Genomic DNA, 18,166 nt, shown 5'->3' with positions numbered 1-18,166 from the left:
TTTCTTCGCTATCGATAAATATCTTTAACTATGTAGGTTGGGCGGTTTTGCACTTGATTGAATATCTTTCCCAGGTAAATACCGACGATTCCCATTGCTGTGGTCAGAATACCAAGGCTAAGCGTTATCATGGTCATTATGGAAGTGAAGCCCATTAGAGTATCATCAAAGAATATCTTCCGCAGCACTAGATAAAGAGCGAAGGAGAAACTAAGCAAAGTAATGGTTATTCCTAGGTTGAACAGCCAGACCAGTGGCTGAGCCGAGAACGAGCTTACCGCATTGACCATCAGACTGATACGTCGCGCAAGTGTGTAGCTACTCCGCCCTTCACGTTGTTTCTTGACCACGGGCAGGCCGATCTGGTGGAATCCGGCCCAGCTCATCATACCGGCAAGAAACAGATTGCGGTCACCCATTTGTAACAGTGCTTCGACGAAGCGACGCGTCATGATTCGCTCTGTAACAATATTTTCCTGAATCTTGACGTCGCTGAGAAAGTTGAATCCCTTCCAGAACAGTCCGCCGCTGATCTGCTCGAATCGGCTACCTTTGCGCGCTTCTTGATAACCAAAGACCATATCACAGTGCGACTCGCAAAGTTTGTGGTGAAAATCCGATAACACAAGAGGGGAAATTTCCAGATCGCAATCGATGAGAAATATGAATTTTCCACGGGCATGCTGCAATCCAGCCTGAGCAGCATGGTGGTGGCCAAAATTGCGCGAAAGATCGACTACTACTAATTGAGGAATATCTAACCGGCGTTCCAGCGCATATGTTAGAGAATCATCCGGAGACCCATCATTTACCAGTAATATCTCGAAATGAAGGCACCCCATGTCGGAAAGAACCTTGAGACACTCATCTAAAAACTGCTCCAGAAAGGGGCGTGACTTGTACATCGTGGAAACGATACTGATTTCGGGTTGAGTAGTATTGGTACCCTCAGAACTATTCGTCATATTTGTCACCCCTTACGGTTGTACCTATAAACTACACCAGGATTTGATTCAGGATCACGCACATTGGTTGCATAGCATATTCAAATTTCACTCCGACAAGTTGCTGGGCTGCTAGCAAGTTAGTAAGATTCATTTATAACTTCATATTCGGTAGTTGATCACTTGTTATATTTTAACGGAAATCCTAATACATACTCGAGTGCGAATAAGAAAATAAATAAATCTAACAATAAGATTTACAAAAAATTGAATACCTAGTGGATCGTTCCAGTAAAACCATTACCGTTCGCGGTGAGCTTGTCAAACCGCTAAGCAACTGACATCGGCCCTCGACAGGCTCAGGCCGAACGGCGTTTTCTGTAACCGTTATGCTGGAACGGTCTACTAGTCAAGTATTGATGCTGCATGTATAGAGGAAAATAAGCTTCCAGACTTATAAAAATGATCTGTCCTCTTTTTTATAATTTCCAAGGAGAGTGTAATTTTTACTGAATTATACCCACAGCTAATCCGCTTGTTTTTTTACTAAGAATTTACATAATCTTCCAGGATCTATCATTCATTGCAATATGTCACCTTGGAGTAAGTGTTGATGAAGGTTTGCTGATAAATACGTCCAACACCTTTCAAATTCCCCACATAGAGAGACCTTTGCAGGGCAGAAAGCAAGTCATATTTGGTTAGATGTTATAATTGTTATTAATAAAGATGTTATGTTTTTGTTATGAGTTTCTCGGATTTTTATGTCACTCACCCTATCAGTAACATATGGTGTTGGATCAATAAGAAAAAATGCTATGATAAAAAATTAATCATATGAACTAATTATTTGAGCTGATCAGCCAAGCTAGCTTGGCTCGGATTTTGGCTATTCAACCGTTCTCGAATTAATGGACTGACCTGATCCAGGCATTCTTTCCGGACTGAGAGGCTGTGAATAAACTACCAAGACAGTGCCACAATCAATCCAGAAGGTCTCTTCACCAATACTTGGGGCATAATAATCGAACCTGGGCCGTTCTGAAGACTCGAGAATTTAGTTGTCTAGTCATTTTTCCCGAGAATATTTTATTTCTCCCAAATTCTAATTTATTCACAGCCTCTGATTTGAATTTGACGAACCAAGTTCAATCGCTATTTGAAATCCCAAAATATTATGAAACCAGTGACATTGACTGTTAATTCGTATCGCACAAACTTTTCCTTGGCGGCAGTGGTTGCGCTTGGTATTTCAGGGCTATGGTTCTGGCTCACATGGCGATACGATTTTGATTTGGCCGATGAAGGTTTTTACTGGTATGGGGCGCAACGTGTGCTGCAGGGAGAAGTGCCGCTACGCGATTTTATGTCTTATGACATCGGTAGATATTACTGGACTGCGGCTTTCATGTATCTCATGGGAGATGACGGAATTTTCGCGGCGCGTGTGAGTGCTGCCGTCTATCAAGCTTTTGGGGTCCTGCTGGGAGTGTTCATCTGCTTGTTGGCCTTGCAGCGAGAAGGCGCTGTACGATGGCTATTCGCGCTGCTGACGGCCTGTATTCTTACCATTTGGGTGAAACCGTATTACAAGGCATACGATCACGCTACCAGCATTGCGATAGTCGCAATGCTGGTGCTCATGCTGAAAACTACCAAACCTGCTGCGTGGCTGTTCGCTGGCATATGTCTTGGCATTGCAGCCATTGTAGGTCGAAATCACGGTCTATATGGCGCGATGGCATCCATTTTTGTTCTATCGGTGATTTTGTTAAAAGCGCCATCGCGGAAGGCTGTGGCTGGCTTGTATGGTTATTTTATTTTGGGCGTTTTGATTGGATTTTCGCCGACGCTGATTATGATGCTTGCCATTGATGGTTTTGCGGCAGCATTCATAGACAGCATCACCCTGATGTTTAAGTATGGAGCGACCAATATTTCCCTGCCAGTTCCCTGGCCTTGGTCTGTGAGAGTGGGGGAAATTGGAATTTTGATGTCTGTAGTAGAACTGGCTATCGGAATTGGTTTTGTATTTTTACTGGTTTTCCCTCTGATTGGAATTCTGGTGCTGGCATTTGGCCGGTTTGATTTGAGCAGCGATGCGCGAAAGGTTTTGGTGGCGGCGATTGCTGCCGCCATTCCCTATGCGCACTATGCCTTTTCCCGATCAGACCTGGTCCACCTCACGCTAGGGATATATCCAGCCTTGATCGGCCTATTGGCTGCAGGTGGATTAATGAAAGAGTTGCGTCCTCTGGTGCTGGCCGTTAGCTTGCTCATGGTATCGTTGGTTACCGTTCCCAAAGGGTACCTGCTGCACAGTGTATTAAAAGAGGATTATGTGAAAACTGATATTGCTGGTGAGCAACTGTGGATAAAACGAAGTCTGTCCGAGAAATTGCAGTTGATAGCCAAGAAGGTACAAGAGCTAACGCACAATTCAGTCAGTTTTCTGGCCTTGCCCAATATGCCGAGCATTCACGCAATTTTTCGTACCCAGATGGCAATTTGGGAAATTTATCCTCTAATACCAAGAAATAGTGATTTTGAAATCAGAGAAATTAGGCGGCTGGAATCATCTTTACCAGAACGGATATTTCTATCAGACCATGCCTTGGACGGAAATCCAGAGTTTCGATATAGCCGCATGCACCCGCTAACTTACGGATGGCTCACCTCCAGATACGAGCTTTCAGATAGCAATGAGATACGTGGAATCAAGATTTATTCGCTCAAGCACTAGGCATATTTCATACAAAGGGCGACTCGGAGCACCTTACCACTTAGCGCCAAGCTGGCCACTTGCATCAACCGCTTCGGGCAACCCGGGGGCGTGACCATCAAACAGATGTGTGCTGGTCATTGCCATTCCTTCCTTCCGAGGATGGCGCGGTCAATATCTCTCGCACAGATTTTGTGGGTCAAACCAGAGGTACGCTTGGGCTGTTTTTTTTATGGGAACAAGCACAAGGCGGCAGGGCAGTATGGAAGCTTGCCGGTAGATCGCTTCTGGAGGATTAGATGTAAAAATTGCATGGAATTTGAAGGATTGGGCTATTCTTTGATATTAGCTATAGATGTTCAATACGACAAAACTAATGGTTTGGTTGCAGGGATTGTCCTTAAAAGCTGGACTGATGACAGTCCAAGCAATATTTACGTCAGTAAGATTGATAATGTCGATGACTACCTTCCTGGGCAGTTTTATCAGCGAGAGCTTCCCTGCATTCTCAAGCTGTTGAATGAGCACAGTTTGAAACCAGAGTACATTGTGGTGGATGGTTACGTTTATTTAGATGGTTGTTCAAAGTCAGGCTTGGGTAAGCATCTGTACGATGCATTGCATGGCAAGGTGAAGGTTATTGGTGTTGCAAAGAGGTCGTATGTTGGAATTAGTGAAGAATATGCGATCTTTAGAGGGTCCAGCAAGAAACCACTCTACATTACAAGCGCCGGTGAAACACTCTCTGCCGCAAAATTGCATATTATGTCCATGCATGGCGTGCATAGAATTCCAACCATGCTAAAAAAAGCTGATCAATTATGCCGTTTAAACGGATCAACGCCCATACCCGGATAAATCATTTGCTGAGCGCTTAATTTACCGCTGAGTGCATCCTTCAATCAGGTAATGTCGGAGCTAAATCAAAAACATTCGCCTAGTCGAGGGTAATCATGACATAGACTGTAAGATTGATGGTATTGAGGCAATGAAGCTGAAAGCAGAGTTTGTAAAGAAGATGTAGATTAGGGTTTTCTGATTTTTACTTCTTTTTTTGTCACCTTAACCACTGCTGTCTGATTTCCATCAACAGCTCGCCCAGTTGCCTGATGCGTACAGGTTTGTGTGCATGATGATGTTGCTCAAAGTGAATAAGGCTATTTTCGATTTCCAGGAAGTGAATGCCCGCATCCTCCACATCATGGCGTAGCTTTTCCAATGCAGTATCGGTGGTTGCAGCAGATTGATCCGGAAATTCCGCAAGTAAACGAATAACTTCCTGCATCGCGGGCAAATCGAGGCGCTTGGTGTGTGAAGCAATTACAGCCAGTGCTTTCCACAGCGAATCATGCCGGTCGTGGTGATGTAAGTAGGGTACGTCGAGTGTTCCACGCAGCAATGCAGCAATGCGATAAAGCCATGAGATGGGTGGCGAGATTGTTTCGAATGCCTTCATCGGCTCATGGACGATGTGCACGCCAAATTCATTGCCGTGCCGGATTTCTACCAGCACGAGCAGCGCTAGACTTCTTGCCAAATTGCAGCCAGGCAGTACATCATTCGACCGTGCACTCCCTCCTGTGGCATACAGATCGATAAACAAATCTGCCAGCGGTGGAGTGATTGACCATAGTATCCGTGCCAGCCGTGTTGCCGGCTGTGGTCCACGCAGTGTGTGCCAATGTGCTTCACAAAGTTCAATCAGCACAGCTTGCAGTGCTTGATGCTGTGACTCGGGTAATCGCCTGATCAGCTCTTGGGCTTCTGTTTCGATTAACGAGAGGCTTGTCATGTCAGTGTTTTTGTAAAAAAGGATGCATTGTTTGAGGAGTGAACGGAAATTGGGGGCAACAACATGCATGGTGCCATAGCGCCTCCTGTTATGAAACAGATCAGCAATAGCAATAGCAATAGCAATAGATATGACCGCTGGAGCATCCTGGTCATAAGGTCGCAGGTACGATAGCCAGCCGTGATCAGTGCGTAATGCTAATTTGGAGTATTGAGCCAGTCAGTTAGTGCAATCAATCAATCAACCAAGGAAATGAACGTGCCCCCTATCGCGGGGCAGTTATTCCATTGAGTCTGCATAGTGGACCGGATTTAAGCGTCCTTGACTTGGCTGAATGGTTGGTTCTGGAGAAAATTCTGAATATTGTTCGCAGTCTGATCAAGTACGCGTTGCCTGGATTCCTTGCTGGCCCAGGCGATATGCGGAGTAACAATCAGATTGGGTTGCGGGTATTCCAATAGTAAATTGCCATTAACAGGCGGTTCTTTTTGCAAAACATCAGTGGCAGCCCCGGCGATGCGGCCGGAGGACAAGCTATGCAGCAGATCCGCTTCATTCACCAGTCCGCCACGTGCAGTGTTAATGAGATAGGCTGAGGGTTTCATCAGCTCAAATTCCCTTCGACTGATCAGGTCGCGGGTTTCCTCTGAGAGCGGGCAGTGCAGAGTAATAAAATCTGCCTGTCGGATGACTTCATCAAAGGCTATTCGCCCAGGGCGAGCGGGCATGCCCTTATGGTCGGCAATCAATAATTGCATGCCGAATGCCTTGGCTATTTCAGCTACTGCTTTACCCAACTCGCCGTATCCGATGATGCCCAGGGTTTTGCCTGATAATTCCTCAATACTGAAATCGAGGGGACAAAAATGGATACTCGTCTGCCAGCCGCCATTTTTTACCAGCTGCTGATATTCTACAAAACGGCGCGAAAGATTCAGTATGAGCATGAACACATGCTGCACGACGGAATTTGTGGCATAACCCCGTACATTACAGACAGGAATATTGCGTTCAGCCGCTGCGATGAGGTCAACATTGTTATAGCCAGTAGCGGCAATGCAAATTAATTTCAGGCGGTTCGCAGCAAATATTGCTGCACGATCCAGTGATATCTTATTGCTGACCACCACCTCTGCTTCCTTAATTCTCTCTGCAACCTGTTCCATGGTGGTCTCATCATAATAGCGCCAAGGCGAGATAGCCTGCTCCAGCATCGTACAATCCATATCACCACGGGTGACGGAACCAAAATCAAGAAAAACTGCACGCATATGATTGCCTTTGGTGAGTAGAGGAATAATTCATGCCTTGACGAAATGTAATGAAAGCCCGATGGGTTGTCAAACGCTTGGAAGTGGGAGGCAGGTCTAAAATAGTTGCTAACGACTTCATTCCTTAGGGTTTAGTAGCACATATAACTTACGTGAGCAGCCAGAAAGCTTTGACTAGAAATGAATTCTCTTATAATAGTTTCTAACAAAAGGTATACAGATGCAATAATTTCGCTAAGATAGAAGAAAGACAATCCAGTACAGATTCGAGAGCCGGTCAGTCGGCCTTGCAGATTAACCCGAATATTTCATAAATTGGCACGTGCCCTCACTTGTCTTTTGATTAATAAGAAAGATTTTGCTCAGTCGGGTGTATGAGTCACTACACCCCTCTTTCTCAAAACTTCCCTATTAATCAAAATCCTGCGTGATCATCACGCGAATTTATGAAATATTCGGGTTAATGTGAAGGGGAGGGTGGTTTTAGTGTCGGTGCTGTATCACGGTGCCAGCCATAATTAGATATGGCGACTGGTTTTCCGCCTAAGGTGATGAGTTACAAGGCAGATGGCAGTTTTATTGAGGTGGTTGAGATGTCGGAATATCAAATTAATTCGGAGTTTCCCATGGGTTTTTTTGATCAATAAGGTGATGGTGACAGAATTTAATTTTGTTACGGAATGGCGCATTGGTGCGCCTTTATCCCAGGTGTACGATGTTATTTCCGATTGCTTGGATTGGCCCAAATGGTGGAGAGGGGTTGAGAAGGTGGAAAAGCTTTTTCCTGGTGATGCGGATGGAGTAGAGAGTGTGCATCGCTTTACCTGGAGGGGACGAATTCCTTACCAGTTTACTTTCGATATGCGTGTGACGCGTGTTGTGCCGCTTACCCTAATAGAAGGGCAGGCCAGCGGTGAAGTGATTGGAATCGGGCGGTGGAATTTTTCTTATGAGGGCGCTATGACTGTGGTGCGCTATGAGTGGCGGGTACGTACCAATCGACTGTGGATGAATTTGATTGCCCCGATTGCACGGCCTGTGTTCAGTTGGAATCATCATCAGGTGATGCGGCAAGGTGCAGAGGGGGTAGCGCGCTTGTTGAATGCCAGATTGGAGTCCGTTCACACTTCGACACACTCAATGTGAATGACGCTCAGTGTGAATGGCGTTATTAAGACATTGCTGCTTGTTTCCAGCAAAAAAATTTTCTACGTCAGCTAGATTCCGGGTGCGTTTCATGGGTGGCAGGCTTTGCCAGATGCGCTTGCCATAGGATTGGGTAATCAGACGCGGATCACAAATCATCAGCACCCCCCGGTCATTCTCATCTCGAATGAGGCGTCCGGCACCTTGCTTCAGGTTGATGATAGCGCGAGGCAATTGATATTCCATGAAGGCATTGCGGCCTTCTTTATTGATTTTTTCGATACGCGCTGACAGTACTGGATCATCCGGCGAGGCGAATGGCAATTTGTCGATGATGACCAATGAGAGCGTTTCACCCCGCACATCAACGCCTTCCCAGAAGGATTGGCTGCCGATGAGGATAGCATTGCCCAGCTCGCGAAAACGCTCCAGCATGGTGGTGCGTGATCCCTGGCCTTGCAGTAATAATGGGAAATCAAGTCGTTCCTGTTCAAACGTTGCTTGTAATAGCTCATAGACCTGCTGCATGGCGCGCAAGCTGGTACATAAAAAGAATGCGCGCCCGTGACTGGCTCGCAATACCGGCAGCGCGGCCTTGACCATACATTCGGTATAGCTGCGGTCATTGGGATTAGGGAGGTGGGTGGGAACATAAAGCAGTGCCTGCTGAGAAAAATCAAATGGGCTGCTCCAGCTGATTGATTGGGCAGTTGCTAATCCCATCGCCTGGTTGTAATGGGAGAAATCGTTTTTGACTGCTAGGGTTGCCGAGGTAAATATCCAGGCGCGCGGCGAAGCATTTAACTGTTTATTGAATATTTCAGCGATAGACAAAGGGGTGGCATTGAGCTGCAAGGCATGGCTGAACGTCTCCACCCAGCGAACATAGCCTTCGTCTTCGATTTGCTCGCACCAGCGTTTGATGCTGGCAAGAATGGCAGTAGCGCGGCGCCAGCAGCTTTCCAGCCCTTGTGAGCGAACCGCCTGATTTTCAAGTAGGCTGACGAGTTGCGTGAGTTTTTCCTGCAGAATGGTTAATGTATCCTTGAAGTCAGGATTTTGCATCACTGTGGTGGATGGCAGGCGGGAGTTTTCTCCAGCAATGGTTAAACGTAAATCACGGGTTGCTTTTTCCATGGCAGCCACTGCTTCGGGGAGTGGAACGAAGTCCTTGGCATTGAGCAATGCCTCTGCCTCGGTATCGCGCGCGAGCTCCAACAACCGACTGGTGCTGACTGATTCGCCAAAAAACAGGCTGGCGACTTCCGGTAGCTGATGCGCTTCATCAAAGATGACCGTATTGCAGGCAGGTAGCAACTCGGATAGTCCTTCATCGCGTAATATCACATCAGCAAAGAATAAATGATGATTGACCACGACAATATCGGCTGAGAGCGCGCGTTTGCGCGCCTCCATGACAAAGCATTGCTTGTAATTCGGACATTCTGAGCCGAGGCAGTTATCGCGAGTGGAAGTTACATGCTGCCATATGGCCGCATTCTCCGGAACTTTGCTGAGCCCGCTTTTATCCCCATGCCGACTGGTATTGGCATAGCGTTCGATCAGTCCTAGATATTTGGTTTCATCACGGGATGCGAAACTGAGACGATCGGATTGTAATGTTCTTTCCAGATGATAATGACAGATATAATTGGCACGGCCTTTCAGCAGCGCAACCGTAACCGGGGTTTTCAGTGCTGCGCGTACGGTCGGAATATCCCGGTTAAATAGCTGATCTTGCAATGTTTTAGTGCCAGTGGAGAGAATTACTTTGCCACCCATGAGTAGAGCGGGCACCAGATAAGCAAATGTTTTTCCAGTGCCAGTACCGGCTTCTGCTACGAGCACACCATGATGCGCAATCGTATCTGCTATGGCCTGCGCCATTTGCAATTGCTGGGTACGGGCACGATAGCCCGGTATGGTATGGGCCAGCAGGCCATCCTCAGAAAAAATAGTAGCAAGATCAGACATGGAAAAATTTTTGTCAGCTAAAATAACGCCTTCATGGAATGAGTGGTAGGTAGAGCAAATTGGTTTAATTTAATTCTGCATACTTTAAGCAGATCCTGAAAATCGATATTGAACGGGTTGATTGCTTTTATTTGTTGAAATTGAATTGAGAACTTTCGCTCAGTGCTCGTTAATATGAAATGATAGTTTTTATCTCACTTTTATATCATTCCTATCATATCGGTAGGGTGAAAACCTGACTATAGCAACCATCACCTGAAAAAAGATTTTCAGGATGACTATACGCGTAATGAACAATTTTTTTATTCAAGTTTTCGTTTTTTTCATTTTAATTGGTTCATCTGCTGTCGCAATCGCGACTGAACAGCCTAATCAACCGAAAAATGAACAGCCGGTGTACATTGAGGCAGACCAAATAGAAGGTTATCCTCAACGAGAAGTAGAAGCTACAGGAAAGGCCAAGTTGCGGCGCGGCGATCAGGTAATATCAGCCGAGCATATGAAGTATTTTCCTGCTACTCAAGATGCCGTAATTGAGGATAAGGTACATCTTGAACGAGAAAAAGATGTGGTGGAAGGAACGCATCTCAGGTTCAATCTGGAAAGTAAAACCGGGGAACTGCATCAGCCCAGTTATTATTTAAAAGAAGGAGGTGGGCGTGGAGACGGGAATTTGTTTTTATTTGAAGGAGAAGATCATTATCGGATAAAAAAGGGGAACTATACGACTTGCCCGGTCGGAAACAATGATTGGTTCATACGAGCAGAAGACCTGGAAATCGATCATGAGGAGCAAATAGCGACTGCGCGTCATGTCAGTGTTTCATTCAAGAATGTTCCCATTCTCTATTCGCCATGGTTGAATTTTTCCTATAGCGGGAAACGAAAAACAGGCCTTCTTGCACCCATTATGGGGAATACGGCGAGAAGTGGCGTGGAAGTATCGTTGCCTTTTTACTGGAACATCGCGCCTAACTACGATGCAACGATCACACCGCGAGCCATGAGCAAGCGCGGCATCATGCTCAATAACGAATTCCGCTATATGGGTGAGACACTGGGTGGGCATGCGATGTTCGATATATTGCCTGATGATCTGATAACCAATGATACTCGCTATGGTTTGTTCTTGAACCATACTCAGTATCTGGGTAGAGGCTGGACGGGTAATCTTGACTACAATCTGGTTTCTGATCGTGACTTTTTCCGTGATCTGGGCAATAACGTTGCCCTTACATCCAGAACCAACCTGTTGCAGCAGGTAGTTACCTCTTATAACGGTAGTTTGGGTCATAATAACGCGATAAACTTTACTACGCTCGTTCAGAATTTCCAAACGCTTCAGGATCCCAGGAACCTCATTACACCTCCTTACAAGCGTTTACCCCAGTTCTCCTTGACAGCGTCCCAACGGAATATCTATGGAATTGATCTTGATTTTACCAGTATCTGGACGAACTTTTATTTCGAAAGCCAACGTTTGCCAGATGGACAAAAATTAAGCTTGGCCGATGGGTTGCGCTTGGTGCTGTTCCCCAGTGTCAGCGTGCCTTTGCAAACGTCGTTTGGTTATATCAAACCCAAGGTAAGTTTGCATCACACCCGATATAATTTGAATGAGCCGGTGAGCGCAAAGGGAGATACCAATCTCGATCGTACCGTACCGATATTCAGTCTCGATAGTGGCATTGTATTTGAACGGGATACGATGTTCAGGAATGAAAAGTTTGTGCAAACGCTCGAGCCACGTGTTTATTATCTCTATGTCCCATTCCGGAATCAGGATGGTCTTGTTTTTCCCAATTTTGAATCAGCCGAGATGGATTTCAGCTTCGCACAGATTTTTACTGAGAACCGGTTCAGTGGCCATGACCGGATCAATGATGCCAATGAAATTACGTTTGCTTTAACTTCTCGTCTCATTGAATCAACAACAGGTAATGAGCGATTACGGCTAGCAGCAGGTCAGCGGATACGTTTTGCAGACCGGAACGTAGTGCTAAGTACACAACAAACCACCAGTAATAAATCAGATTTTATTGCGGCTATTTCAGGACGTATTACGCCTGTGATTACGACTGATACGAGTGTTCAGCTTGATGAAAGTGAATTCCGCACAGAAAAAATTCGTACTGGCGTAAGCTATCACCCACAGCCAGGCAAGGTGTTCAATATTGGCTATCGTTATACTCGGGGGATACCTGGTTTGGTACAAACCAATCCATTTTTCCTACCGCCAGGAGTGGGTCTGGAGCAGGTGGACGCATCAACTCAATGGCCATTCCTGAAAAATTGGCAAGGAATGGCAAGTATTAACTATTCATTGAAGGATGATAAGCTTTTGGCTGGACTGGTAGGATTGGAATACAATTCATGCTGCTGGTCATTGCGCATGGTGCTTAACCGATTTATTACGGCAACGGAGAAAACTTCTACCGCATTTTTTGTCCAACTTGAGTTAAACGGCTTGATGCGAATGGGGAATAATCCGATACGAGTGTTACGGCAGGGAATTCCGGGCTATGCGCGAACAAGCGAACAGTAAGCAAATTAGATTAATACAAATAATCGGAATAAGTGGGTATTGTGAAGAATATAGTCGAGATAGCTAACTATCTCATTAATAAGGCAGGATTTTCTTGTCAAATTGTATTGATGCTAACCATCATGGCAGTGGCGGGAAAAGCCATTGCAGAACAGACCGTTGCTCCCAATCAGGTGATTCCAGTCGATCATATTGTTGCTGTCGTTAATGAGGAAATCATTACCCGCAATGAACTCAATGATGTAATTCAGAATACCACCAGACAACTGCAGAAACAGAGAGTACAACTTCCACCTTCGGACGTGCTGGAGAAACAATTATTGGAACGTCTTATTCTTACGCGGATACAGTTGCAGCGTGCGAAGGAGCTGGGCATATCCGTTAGCGATACTGAGCTTGACAAAACGATTCGCAATATCGCCAAGGAGAATAATCTATCGATGGGAGAATTCTATGCCGCGCTCCAACAGGATGGCATCGGTTTGAGTCAATTTCGGGATGAGATACACAATGAAATCATAGTGACGCGATTAAAGGAACGGGAAGTAAGCAGTCGTATCAATGTGACAGAAGGTGAAATAGACAATTTTCTACGTACCCAGGAAACCTCATCGATCGGTAATGATGAATATCATGTGGCACATATTCTGGTTCAGATCCTAGAACAAATGGATGCAACTCAGGTTGAAGCAAAACATCAACGCGCTGAAGCTGCTTTGAGAAAATTGCAAGAGGGTGTTGAATTTGCACAAGTTTCAGCAGAATTTTCTGATGCGCCCAATGCCATGCAGGGTGGAGACCTTGGATGGCGGCCTATCATGCAAATGGGGCCTACTTTTGCTGAAATGCTGGTTACCATGCAACCCGGTGAAGTGACACCCCTCATTCAGAGTCCTGTAGGCTTTCATATTCTCAAGTTACTGGGTCGACGCCCGCAAGAAACCCCTGTGGTCATCATCAATCAAACGCACGCCCGGCATATTCTTATTAAAATCAGCGAGCTGATATCAGAAGATGATGCACATCGTATGATTTTGCAGATCAAAGATCGCATTGATAAAGGGGCTAATTTTGCAGAAACGGCGAAGGCTTATTCTGAAGATGCCAGCGCCTCATCGGAGGGTGATCTCGGGTGGCTTTCTCCCGGTGATACTGTTCGTGAGTTTGAACAAGCCATGGATGCGCTTTTACCTGGCCAAATTAGCACACCTGTAAGAACCCAGTTTGGTTGGCACTTGATTCAGGTAATCGAGCGCCGATCACAAGATGTGAGTGAGCAGCAGCAGCGCCAAACTGCACGTAAGGCGATCCACGCACGGAAGGCTGAAATGGTAATGCAGGAATGGTTGCAGCAGCTACGCGATCAGGTTTATGTGGAATACCGGTCTGAAGATACTCAGCGGTAGCCTTGAGTTGAAATACATGCCCATCCTTGCATTGACGGCTGGCGAGCCAGCGGGTATTGGTCCCGATTTGTGTGTTCAAATTGCGCAGGAAGCTTTATCTTGTCGACTCGTGGTCATTGCTGATCGTGACATGTTGCAACAGCGCGCAGCATTGTTACGGTTGCCCCTGGAAATAATTGAGAGGCCCGCTGCTTATTTCAGTGAGCATGAACCTGGTAGTCTGCAAATCGCGCATACACCGGTCAACGTACCGGTTTCTCCCGGTAAACTCGATTCGGCGAATGCGAGCTATGTACTTAGAACGCTGCAATATGCGGTACAAGGATGTCAAAATGGAATGTTTGATGCCATGGTGACGGCTCCTGTTCACAAAGGAATCATCACTGAAGCAGGCATACCTTTTACGGGGCATACCGAGTACCTGGCAGAAATGACACACAGCCAGGTGGTCATGATGTTGGTGGGCGGTAGCATGCGCGTAACGCTTGCTACCACGCATTTGCCATTGAAAGAGGTTGCTACGGCGATTACGGCTGAGAGGCTGGAACAAAAATTACGCATTATCCACCATGAGTTGGTTGACCGCTTTTTTATCCAGAATCCCTGTATTGTCGTTGCAGGACTCAATCCTCATGCGGGGGAGTCTGGTCATATGGGGCGTGAAGAGATCGATATCATCATTCCGGTACTGAACAAACTTCGTGCTGAAGGCATGAATTTGCTTGGGCCCTTGCCGGCTGATACGTTGTTCAATCCAGCACGATTGAAGGATTATGATTGTATTCTTGCCATGTATCATGATCAAGGACTGTCTGTGCTCAAGTATGCAAGTTTCGGGACGGGGGTCAATGTTACGTTGGGGCTTCCGATTATTCGAACGTCGGTGGACCATGGCACCGCCATTGATTTGGTGGGAACAGGACAGGCTAATCCAGGCAGTTTACGAGCGGCCATAGAATTGGCAATCGCGCTGGCTCAAAAGCAGCATGCTTCGCAGCAATCCTGAGATTCCATAAGCCACCCCCGTTAGATCAGCCTAAGCCTACTTATTGATTAGATAGTGAAGCATATTCCTCGCAAGCGTTTTGGTCAGAATTTTCTGGTTGATTCCCAGATTATTGCTGAAATCATTCAAGCCATCCGACCGTCGAGGGGAGATCGGCTTGTTGAGATCGGTCCTGGATTAGGCGCATTGACGCGTCCATTGCTGCAAATGCTGGATCATCTTGAAGTCATAGAAGTTGACCGGGATATCGTTGAGCGGTTGCGCCGGGAATTTACTGAAGATGAATTAACCATCCATTCAGCAGATGCACTGAAGTTCGACTTTTCTCAATTGGGCAGCTCATTACGCATCATTGGTAACTTGCCTTACAATATTTCTACACCCCTTCTGTTTCACCTCAATCAATTCTGCTCTCATATTCTCGACATGCATTTCATGTTGCAGAAGGAAGTCGTCGAGCGCATGGTGGCTATCCCCTCCACCCCAGATTATGGACGCTTATCGGTCATGCTGCAGAATCGTTTTGAGATGGAACAAATCCTGACTGTTCCGGCAGAATCGTTCCGTCCTATCCCAAAAGTACAGTCAGCCATTGTGCGCATGCTTCCGCTGATGCAACCTATCGTTCCTGTTAAGGAGGAACCGTTATTTGCCAAAGTTGTATCAGTCGCCTTCTCGCAGCGACGCAAAACATTGCGCAATACCTTGCGTGATTATCTGAAGCCCGCTGATTTTGATGGGTTAGGCTTGGATTCCGGCTTGCGGGCAGAGAATTTATCCGTGGAGCAATTTGCAGCTATCGCCAATTATGTAAAAGGAATGAAATGACGGTCAATGTTGATTTCATGCATAGAGCGCTTAGCTGTGAACAATCTTGGTAAAGGCGGAACATGCGAGGTTCGTACTGCACCTATAACGGTTGTTCATGAATGGATAGATGCAAGAACAGGCAGCCATGTAATATGACTTTTCGATAAAACCCAACCACTTGTAACGTCCTTTTGCAGTCAGACAGGCCCAAAGTTATTCTTGTGAGGGTTAGTTTCTATGGCGCTCAGTGATAATTCTTAGATAATAATAATAACTAAACTACACCCAATCCTTGCCAATCAGAAAATCAGAGTAGAGCGCAGCTTCTGCACTGCCTGCTGAAGGTGTCCAGTTATACCGCCATTTGACGATCGGCGGCAGTGACATCAGGATAGATTCGGTGCGTCCGCCTGTTTGCAAGCCAAAAAGCGTTCCCCGATCCCAAACCAGATTGAATTCGACATAGCGTCCGCGACGATAAGCCTGGAAGTCACGCTCACGTTCCCCATACGGTATATTGAGACGTCTTTCCAGAATCGGAACATATGCGGATATAAAATGATCTCCTACACCTTGCATTAAGTTAAAACAAGTTGCGAAATCGGGTTGATTGAGATCATCGAAAAAAATACCGCCAATACCGCGTGGCTCCTTGCGGTGTTTTAAGTAGAAATACTCATCACACCATTTTTTGAAGCGAGGATAGTAGTCATCACCAAAAGGTTGGAGCGCGCTTTTACAGGTTTGGTGAAAATGAATAGCATCTTCTTCAAAGCCATAATAGGGTGTCAAATCCATCCCGCCACCAAACCACCAAACAGACTCTGAACCTTCTTTTTTGGCTTCAAAAAAACGGATATTCATATGCACAGTGGGGGCATAAGGATTACGAGGATGCAAGACCAGTGATACGCCAGCGGCTTCAAATGAACGACCCGCTAATTCAGGTCGCGCGGCAGTGGCTGAGGCAGGTAAACCGCTACCATGGACATGAGAAAAATTAACTCCCCCTCGCTCAAATATATTACCCTCTTCAATCACGCAGCTTAGTCCACCGCCTCCTTCCGGGCGTTCCCAGGCGTCATGCAGGAAAGGCTTACCATCTACCTGCTCTAATCCTGCAACGATTCTTTTTTGTAAATCAGTGAGAAACGCTTTGACTTCCGCTGTATTCATGATTGCTCCTTTTTCAGCTCAGTAACATCAATTAGATAATGACTTTTAATCGTAGGTATCATTCTACCTATAGGCACACGGCTAGGAAAGAAATTCGGTCACAATCACATGTTTGAAAATGTTCTCTGGCGAACCACAGTGAGAAAATCCGTATCGGCATATGTTAGACTTGAGCTACTGATATAACGAGAAAAAATAGAATGTCTGGTAATACGCTTGGAAAACTTTTTTGTGTCACATCGTTTGGTGAATCGCATGGCCCGGCGATTGGTTGCGTAGTGGATGGATGTCCGCCGGGAATGGCCTTATCAGAAGAAGATATTCAACGAGAACTGGATCGGCGCAAACCGGGAACCTCGCGCCATGTTACGCAGCGGCGTGAAGCCGACAGCGTCGAGATTCTTTCGGGTGTATTTGAAGGTAAAACGACGGGTACACCCATCGCCTTGTTGATTCGCAACGAAGATCAGCGCAGCAAGGATTACAGCAAAATCATGGATGTATTTCGCCCCGGACATGCCGATTATACTTATTGGCAAAAATATGGTATTCGCGATTATCGTGGTGGCGGACGTGCTTCCGCGCGTGAAACTGCGGTACGGGTTGCAGCGGCGGCTATCGCCAGGAAATGGCTGCATGAAACCTATGGCATTATCATTCGAGGCTATATGGCGCAGTTGGGGTCTGTCATCATGCCATTCAAACAGTGGGATGATGTGAACCAGAATCCATTTTTTGCTGCGGATAACAGTATCGTCTCTGAGCTTGAAGACTTCATGGATTGCCTGCGCAAATCCGGCGATTCAGTGGGTGCAAAAATCAGCGTCGTCGCCGAGGGAGTGCCAGTGGGCTGGGGAGAGCCCGTATATGATCGGCTGGATGCAGAAATCGCTTATGCCATGATGAGCATTAACGCTGTTAAAGGTGTGGAGATTGGGGCGGGATTTGCCAGTGTCAGTCAAAAGGGAACAGAGCATTCGGATGAGATGACCCCTGAGGGGTTTTTGAGCAATAACGCTGGCGGCATTCTAGGTGGCATTTCTACGGGTCAACCCATTACTGTCAATGTGGCGATCAAGCCGACATCGAGCATACGCCTGGAGAGAAGATCCATCGACAAGGCAGGTCATCCAGCGATTGTTGAAACCCATGGCAGGCATGATCCTTGTGTCGGCATACGCGCGACACCTATCGTCGAAGCTATGCTGGCATTGGTGCTGATGGACCATGCCTTGCGTCATCGCGCACAAAATGCTGATGTGGTATGCGAAACACCCCGCATCCCAGGAGCCATCGGAAGCAAGATCACGATAACTTCTTCATCAGAGTCAAGACCGCCATTGGCCGATGATCCGGAACCTGAGGAAGCCTGAC

14 protein-coding genes and 1 pseudogene are annotated in these 18,166 nt (G+C 46.4%); 10 read left to right on the top strand and 5 right to left on the bottom strand.

The genetic code is table 11. The features are described from left to right. Positions 1-8: 8 nt before the first annotated feature. Positions 9-965, bottom strand: a complete 957-nt coding sequence (locus BLW34_RS08560; RefSeq protein WP_090578262.1) for a glycosyltransferase family 2 protein — start codon at positions 963-965, stop codon at positions 9-11. A 1,156-nt stretch (positions 966-2,121) separates the two neighbouring features. Between BLW34_RS08560 and BLW34_RS08555 the strand changes: the two genes are divergently transcribed. The 4 genes and pseudogenes from BLW34_RS08555 to BLW34_RS08545 all read left to right on the top strand — a co-directional run. Then, positions 2,122-3,687: a hypothetical protein gene (locus BLW34_RS08555; RefSeq protein WP_090578259.1), complete on the top strand. Its 1,566-nt coding sequence runs from the start codon at positions 2,122-2,124 to the stop codon at positions 3,685-3,687. A 59-nt stretch (positions 3,688-3,746) separates the two neighbouring features. Continuing rightward, positions 3,747-3,965 (top strand): hypothetical protein, encoded by a 219-nt coding sequence (locus BLW34_RS15590; protein ID WP_143037894.1) that lies wholly within the window; start codon positions 3,747-3,749, stop codon positions 3,963-3,965. Positions 3,966-3,978: 13 nt separating this feature from the next. Then, the gene (locus tag BLW34_RS08550) at positions 3,979-4,524 is read left to right on the top strand and encodes an endonuclease V (protein WP_090578256.1); all 546 of its coding nucleotides are present in this window, start codon (positions 3,979-3,981) and stop codon (positions 4,522-4,524) included. 64 nt (positions 4,525-4,588) lie between these two features. Then, positions 4,589-4,690, top strand: a pseudogene (locus BLW34_RS08545) (PhnA domain-containing protein); the annotation flags it as partial. Between the two features lie 33 nt (positions 4,691-4,723). Here BLW34_RS08545 and BLW34_RS08540 read toward each other — a convergent pair. Further along, on the bottom strand, positions 4,724-5,527 hold the full coding sequence (locus tag BLW34_RS08540) for a hypothetical protein (RefSeq protein ID WP_090578253.1): 804 nt from the start codon (positions 5,525-5,527) through the stop codon (positions 4,724-4,726). A gap of 242 nt (positions 5,528-5,769) precedes the next feature. Beyond that, positions 5,770-6,729, bottom strand: coding sequence for a 2-hydroxyacid dehydrogenase (locus tag BLW34_RS08535; protein WP_090578250.1), 960 nt, complete (start codon positions 6,727-6,729; stop codon positions 5,770-5,772). 651 nt (positions 6,730-7,380) lie between these two features. Between BLW34_RS08535 and BLW34_RS08530 the strand changes: the two genes are divergently transcribed. Beyond that, positions 7,381-7,875 (top strand): SRPBCC family protein, encoded by a 495-nt coding sequence (locus tag BLW34_RS08530; RefSeq protein ID WP_177165992.1) that lies wholly within the window; start codon positions 7,381-7,383, stop codon positions 7,873-7,875. Here BLW34_RS08530 and BLW34_RS08525 read toward each other — a convergent pair. Next, a complete protein-coding gene (locus BLW34_RS08525) occupies positions 7,867-9,849 on the bottom strand; it encodes a DNA repair helicase YoaA (protein WP_090578248.1) in 1,983 nt (660 codons plus the stop codon). The genes BLW34_RS08530 and BLW34_RS08525 overlap by 9 nt on opposite strands. 289 nt (positions 9,850-10,138) lie before the next feature. On the opposite strand from BLW34_RS08525, the gene BLW34_RS08520 reads away from it, so the two are divergent. Genes BLW34_RS08520 through rsmA form a run of 4 tightly spaced genes read left to right on the top strand, consistent with a single transcriptional unit; the run spans position 10,139 to position 15,634 of the window. Then, on the top strand, positions 10,139-12,394 hold the full coding sequence (locus BLW34_RS08520; RefSeq protein ID WP_090578245.1) for an LPS-assembly protein LptD: 2,256 nt from the start codon (positions 10,139-10,141) through the stop codon (positions 12,392-12,394). Positions 12,395-12,435: 41 nt separating this feature from the next. After that, positions 12,436-13,800, top strand: a complete 1,365-nt coding sequence (locus BLW34_RS08515; RefSeq protein ID WP_256203701.1) for a peptidylprolyl isomerase — start codon at positions 12,436-12,438, stop codon at positions 13,798-13,800. Next, complete coding sequence (gene pdxA / locus BLW34_RS08510) at positions 13,766-14,806, top strand: 4-hydroxythreonine-4-phosphate dehydrogenase PdxA (RefSeq protein ID WP_090578242.1); 1,041 nt, start codon at positions 13,766-13,768, stop codon at positions 14,804-14,806. Before BLW34_RS08515 ends, pdxA begins: the two co-directional genes overlap by 35 nt. A 54-nt stretch (positions 14,807-14,860) precedes the next feature. Beyond that, positions 14,861-15,634: a 16S rRNA (adenine(1518)-N(6)/adenine(1519)-N(6))-dimethyltransferase RsmA gene (gene rsmA, locus BLW34_RS08505; protein WP_177165991.1), complete on the top strand. Its 774-nt coding sequence runs from the start codon at positions 14,861-14,863 to the stop codon at positions 15,632-15,634. 261 nt (positions 15,635-15,895) lie between these two features. Here the strand turns inward: rsmA and hemF are convergent, their stop codons facing one another. Continuing rightward, on the bottom strand, positions 15,896-16,792 hold the full coding sequence (gene hemF, locus BLW34_RS08500) for an oxygen-dependent coproporphyrinogen oxidase (RefSeq protein ID WP_090578236.1): 897 nt from the start codon (positions 16,790-16,792) through the stop codon (positions 15,896-15,898). Between the two features lie 200 nt (positions 16,793-16,992). Between hemF and aroC the strand changes: the two genes are divergently transcribed. Beyond that, positions 16,993-18,165, top strand: a complete 1,173-nt coding sequence (gene aroC, locus BLW34_RS08495) for a chorismate synthase (protein ID WP_090578233.1) — start codon at positions 16,993-16,995, stop codon at positions 18,163-18,165. The last annotated feature ends 1 nt before the right edge of the window (position 18,166 follow it).

Source organism: Nitrosomonas sp. Nm58 (assembly GCF_900107335.1).
In the GTDB taxonomy this organism is placed as follows: Bacteria; Pseudomonadota; Gammaproteobacteria; order Burkholderiales; family Nitrosomonadaceae; genus Nitrosomonas.
The sequence above is the reverse complement of the archived record's forward strand: the minus strand, read 5'-3'. Positions and strand labels throughout refer to the sequence as shown.

What these genes read in the sequence shown, in the direction of transcription:
- BLW34_RS08560 (WP_090578262.1), bottom strand. Translation starts at nt 965, where the DNA reads ATGACGAATAGTTCTGAGGGTACCAATACTACTCAACCCGAAATCAGT.
- BLW34_RS08555 (WP_090578259.1), top strand. Translation starts at nt 2,122, where the DNA reads ATGAAACCAGTGACATTGACTGTTAATTCGTATCGCACAAACTTTTCC.
- BLW34_RS08550 (WP_090578256.1), top strand. Translation starts at nt 3,979, where the DNA reads ATGGAATTTGAAGGATTGGGCTATTCTTTGATATTAGCTATAGATGTT.
- BLW34_RS08540 (WP_090578253.1), bottom strand. Translation starts at nt 5,527, where the DNA reads ATGCATGTTGTTGCCCCCAATTTCCGTTCACTCCTCAAACAATGCATC.
- BLW34_RS08535 (WP_090578250.1), bottom strand. Translation starts at nt 6,729, where the DNA reads ATGCGTGCAGTTTTTCTTGATTTTGGTTCCGTCACCCGTGGTGATATG.
- BLW34_RS08530 (WP_177165992.1), top strand. Translation starts at nt 7,381, where the DNA reads ATGGTGACAGAATTTAATTTTGTTACGGAATGGCGCATTGGTGCGCCT.
- BLW34_RS08525 (WP_090578248.1), bottom strand. Translation starts at nt 9,849, where the DNA reads ATGTCTGATCTTGCTACTATTTTTTCTGAGGATGGCCTGCTGGCCCAT.
- BLW34_RS08520 (WP_090578245.1), top strand. Translation starts at nt 10,139, where the DNA reads ATGAACAATTTTTTTATTCAAGTTTTCGTTTTTTTCATTTTAATTGGT.
- pdxA (WP_090578242.1), top strand. Translation starts at nt 13,766, where the DNA reads ATGTGGAATACCGGTCTGAAGATACTCAGCGGTAGCCTTGAGTTGAAA.
- hemF (WP_090578236.1), bottom strand. Translation starts at nt 16,792, where the DNA reads ATGAATACAGCGGAAGTCAAAGCGTTTCTCACTGATTTACAAAAAAGA.
- aroC (WP_090578233.1), top strand. Translation starts at nt 16,993, where the DNA reads ATGTCTGGTAATACGCTTGGAAAACTTTTTTGTGTCACATCGTTTGGT.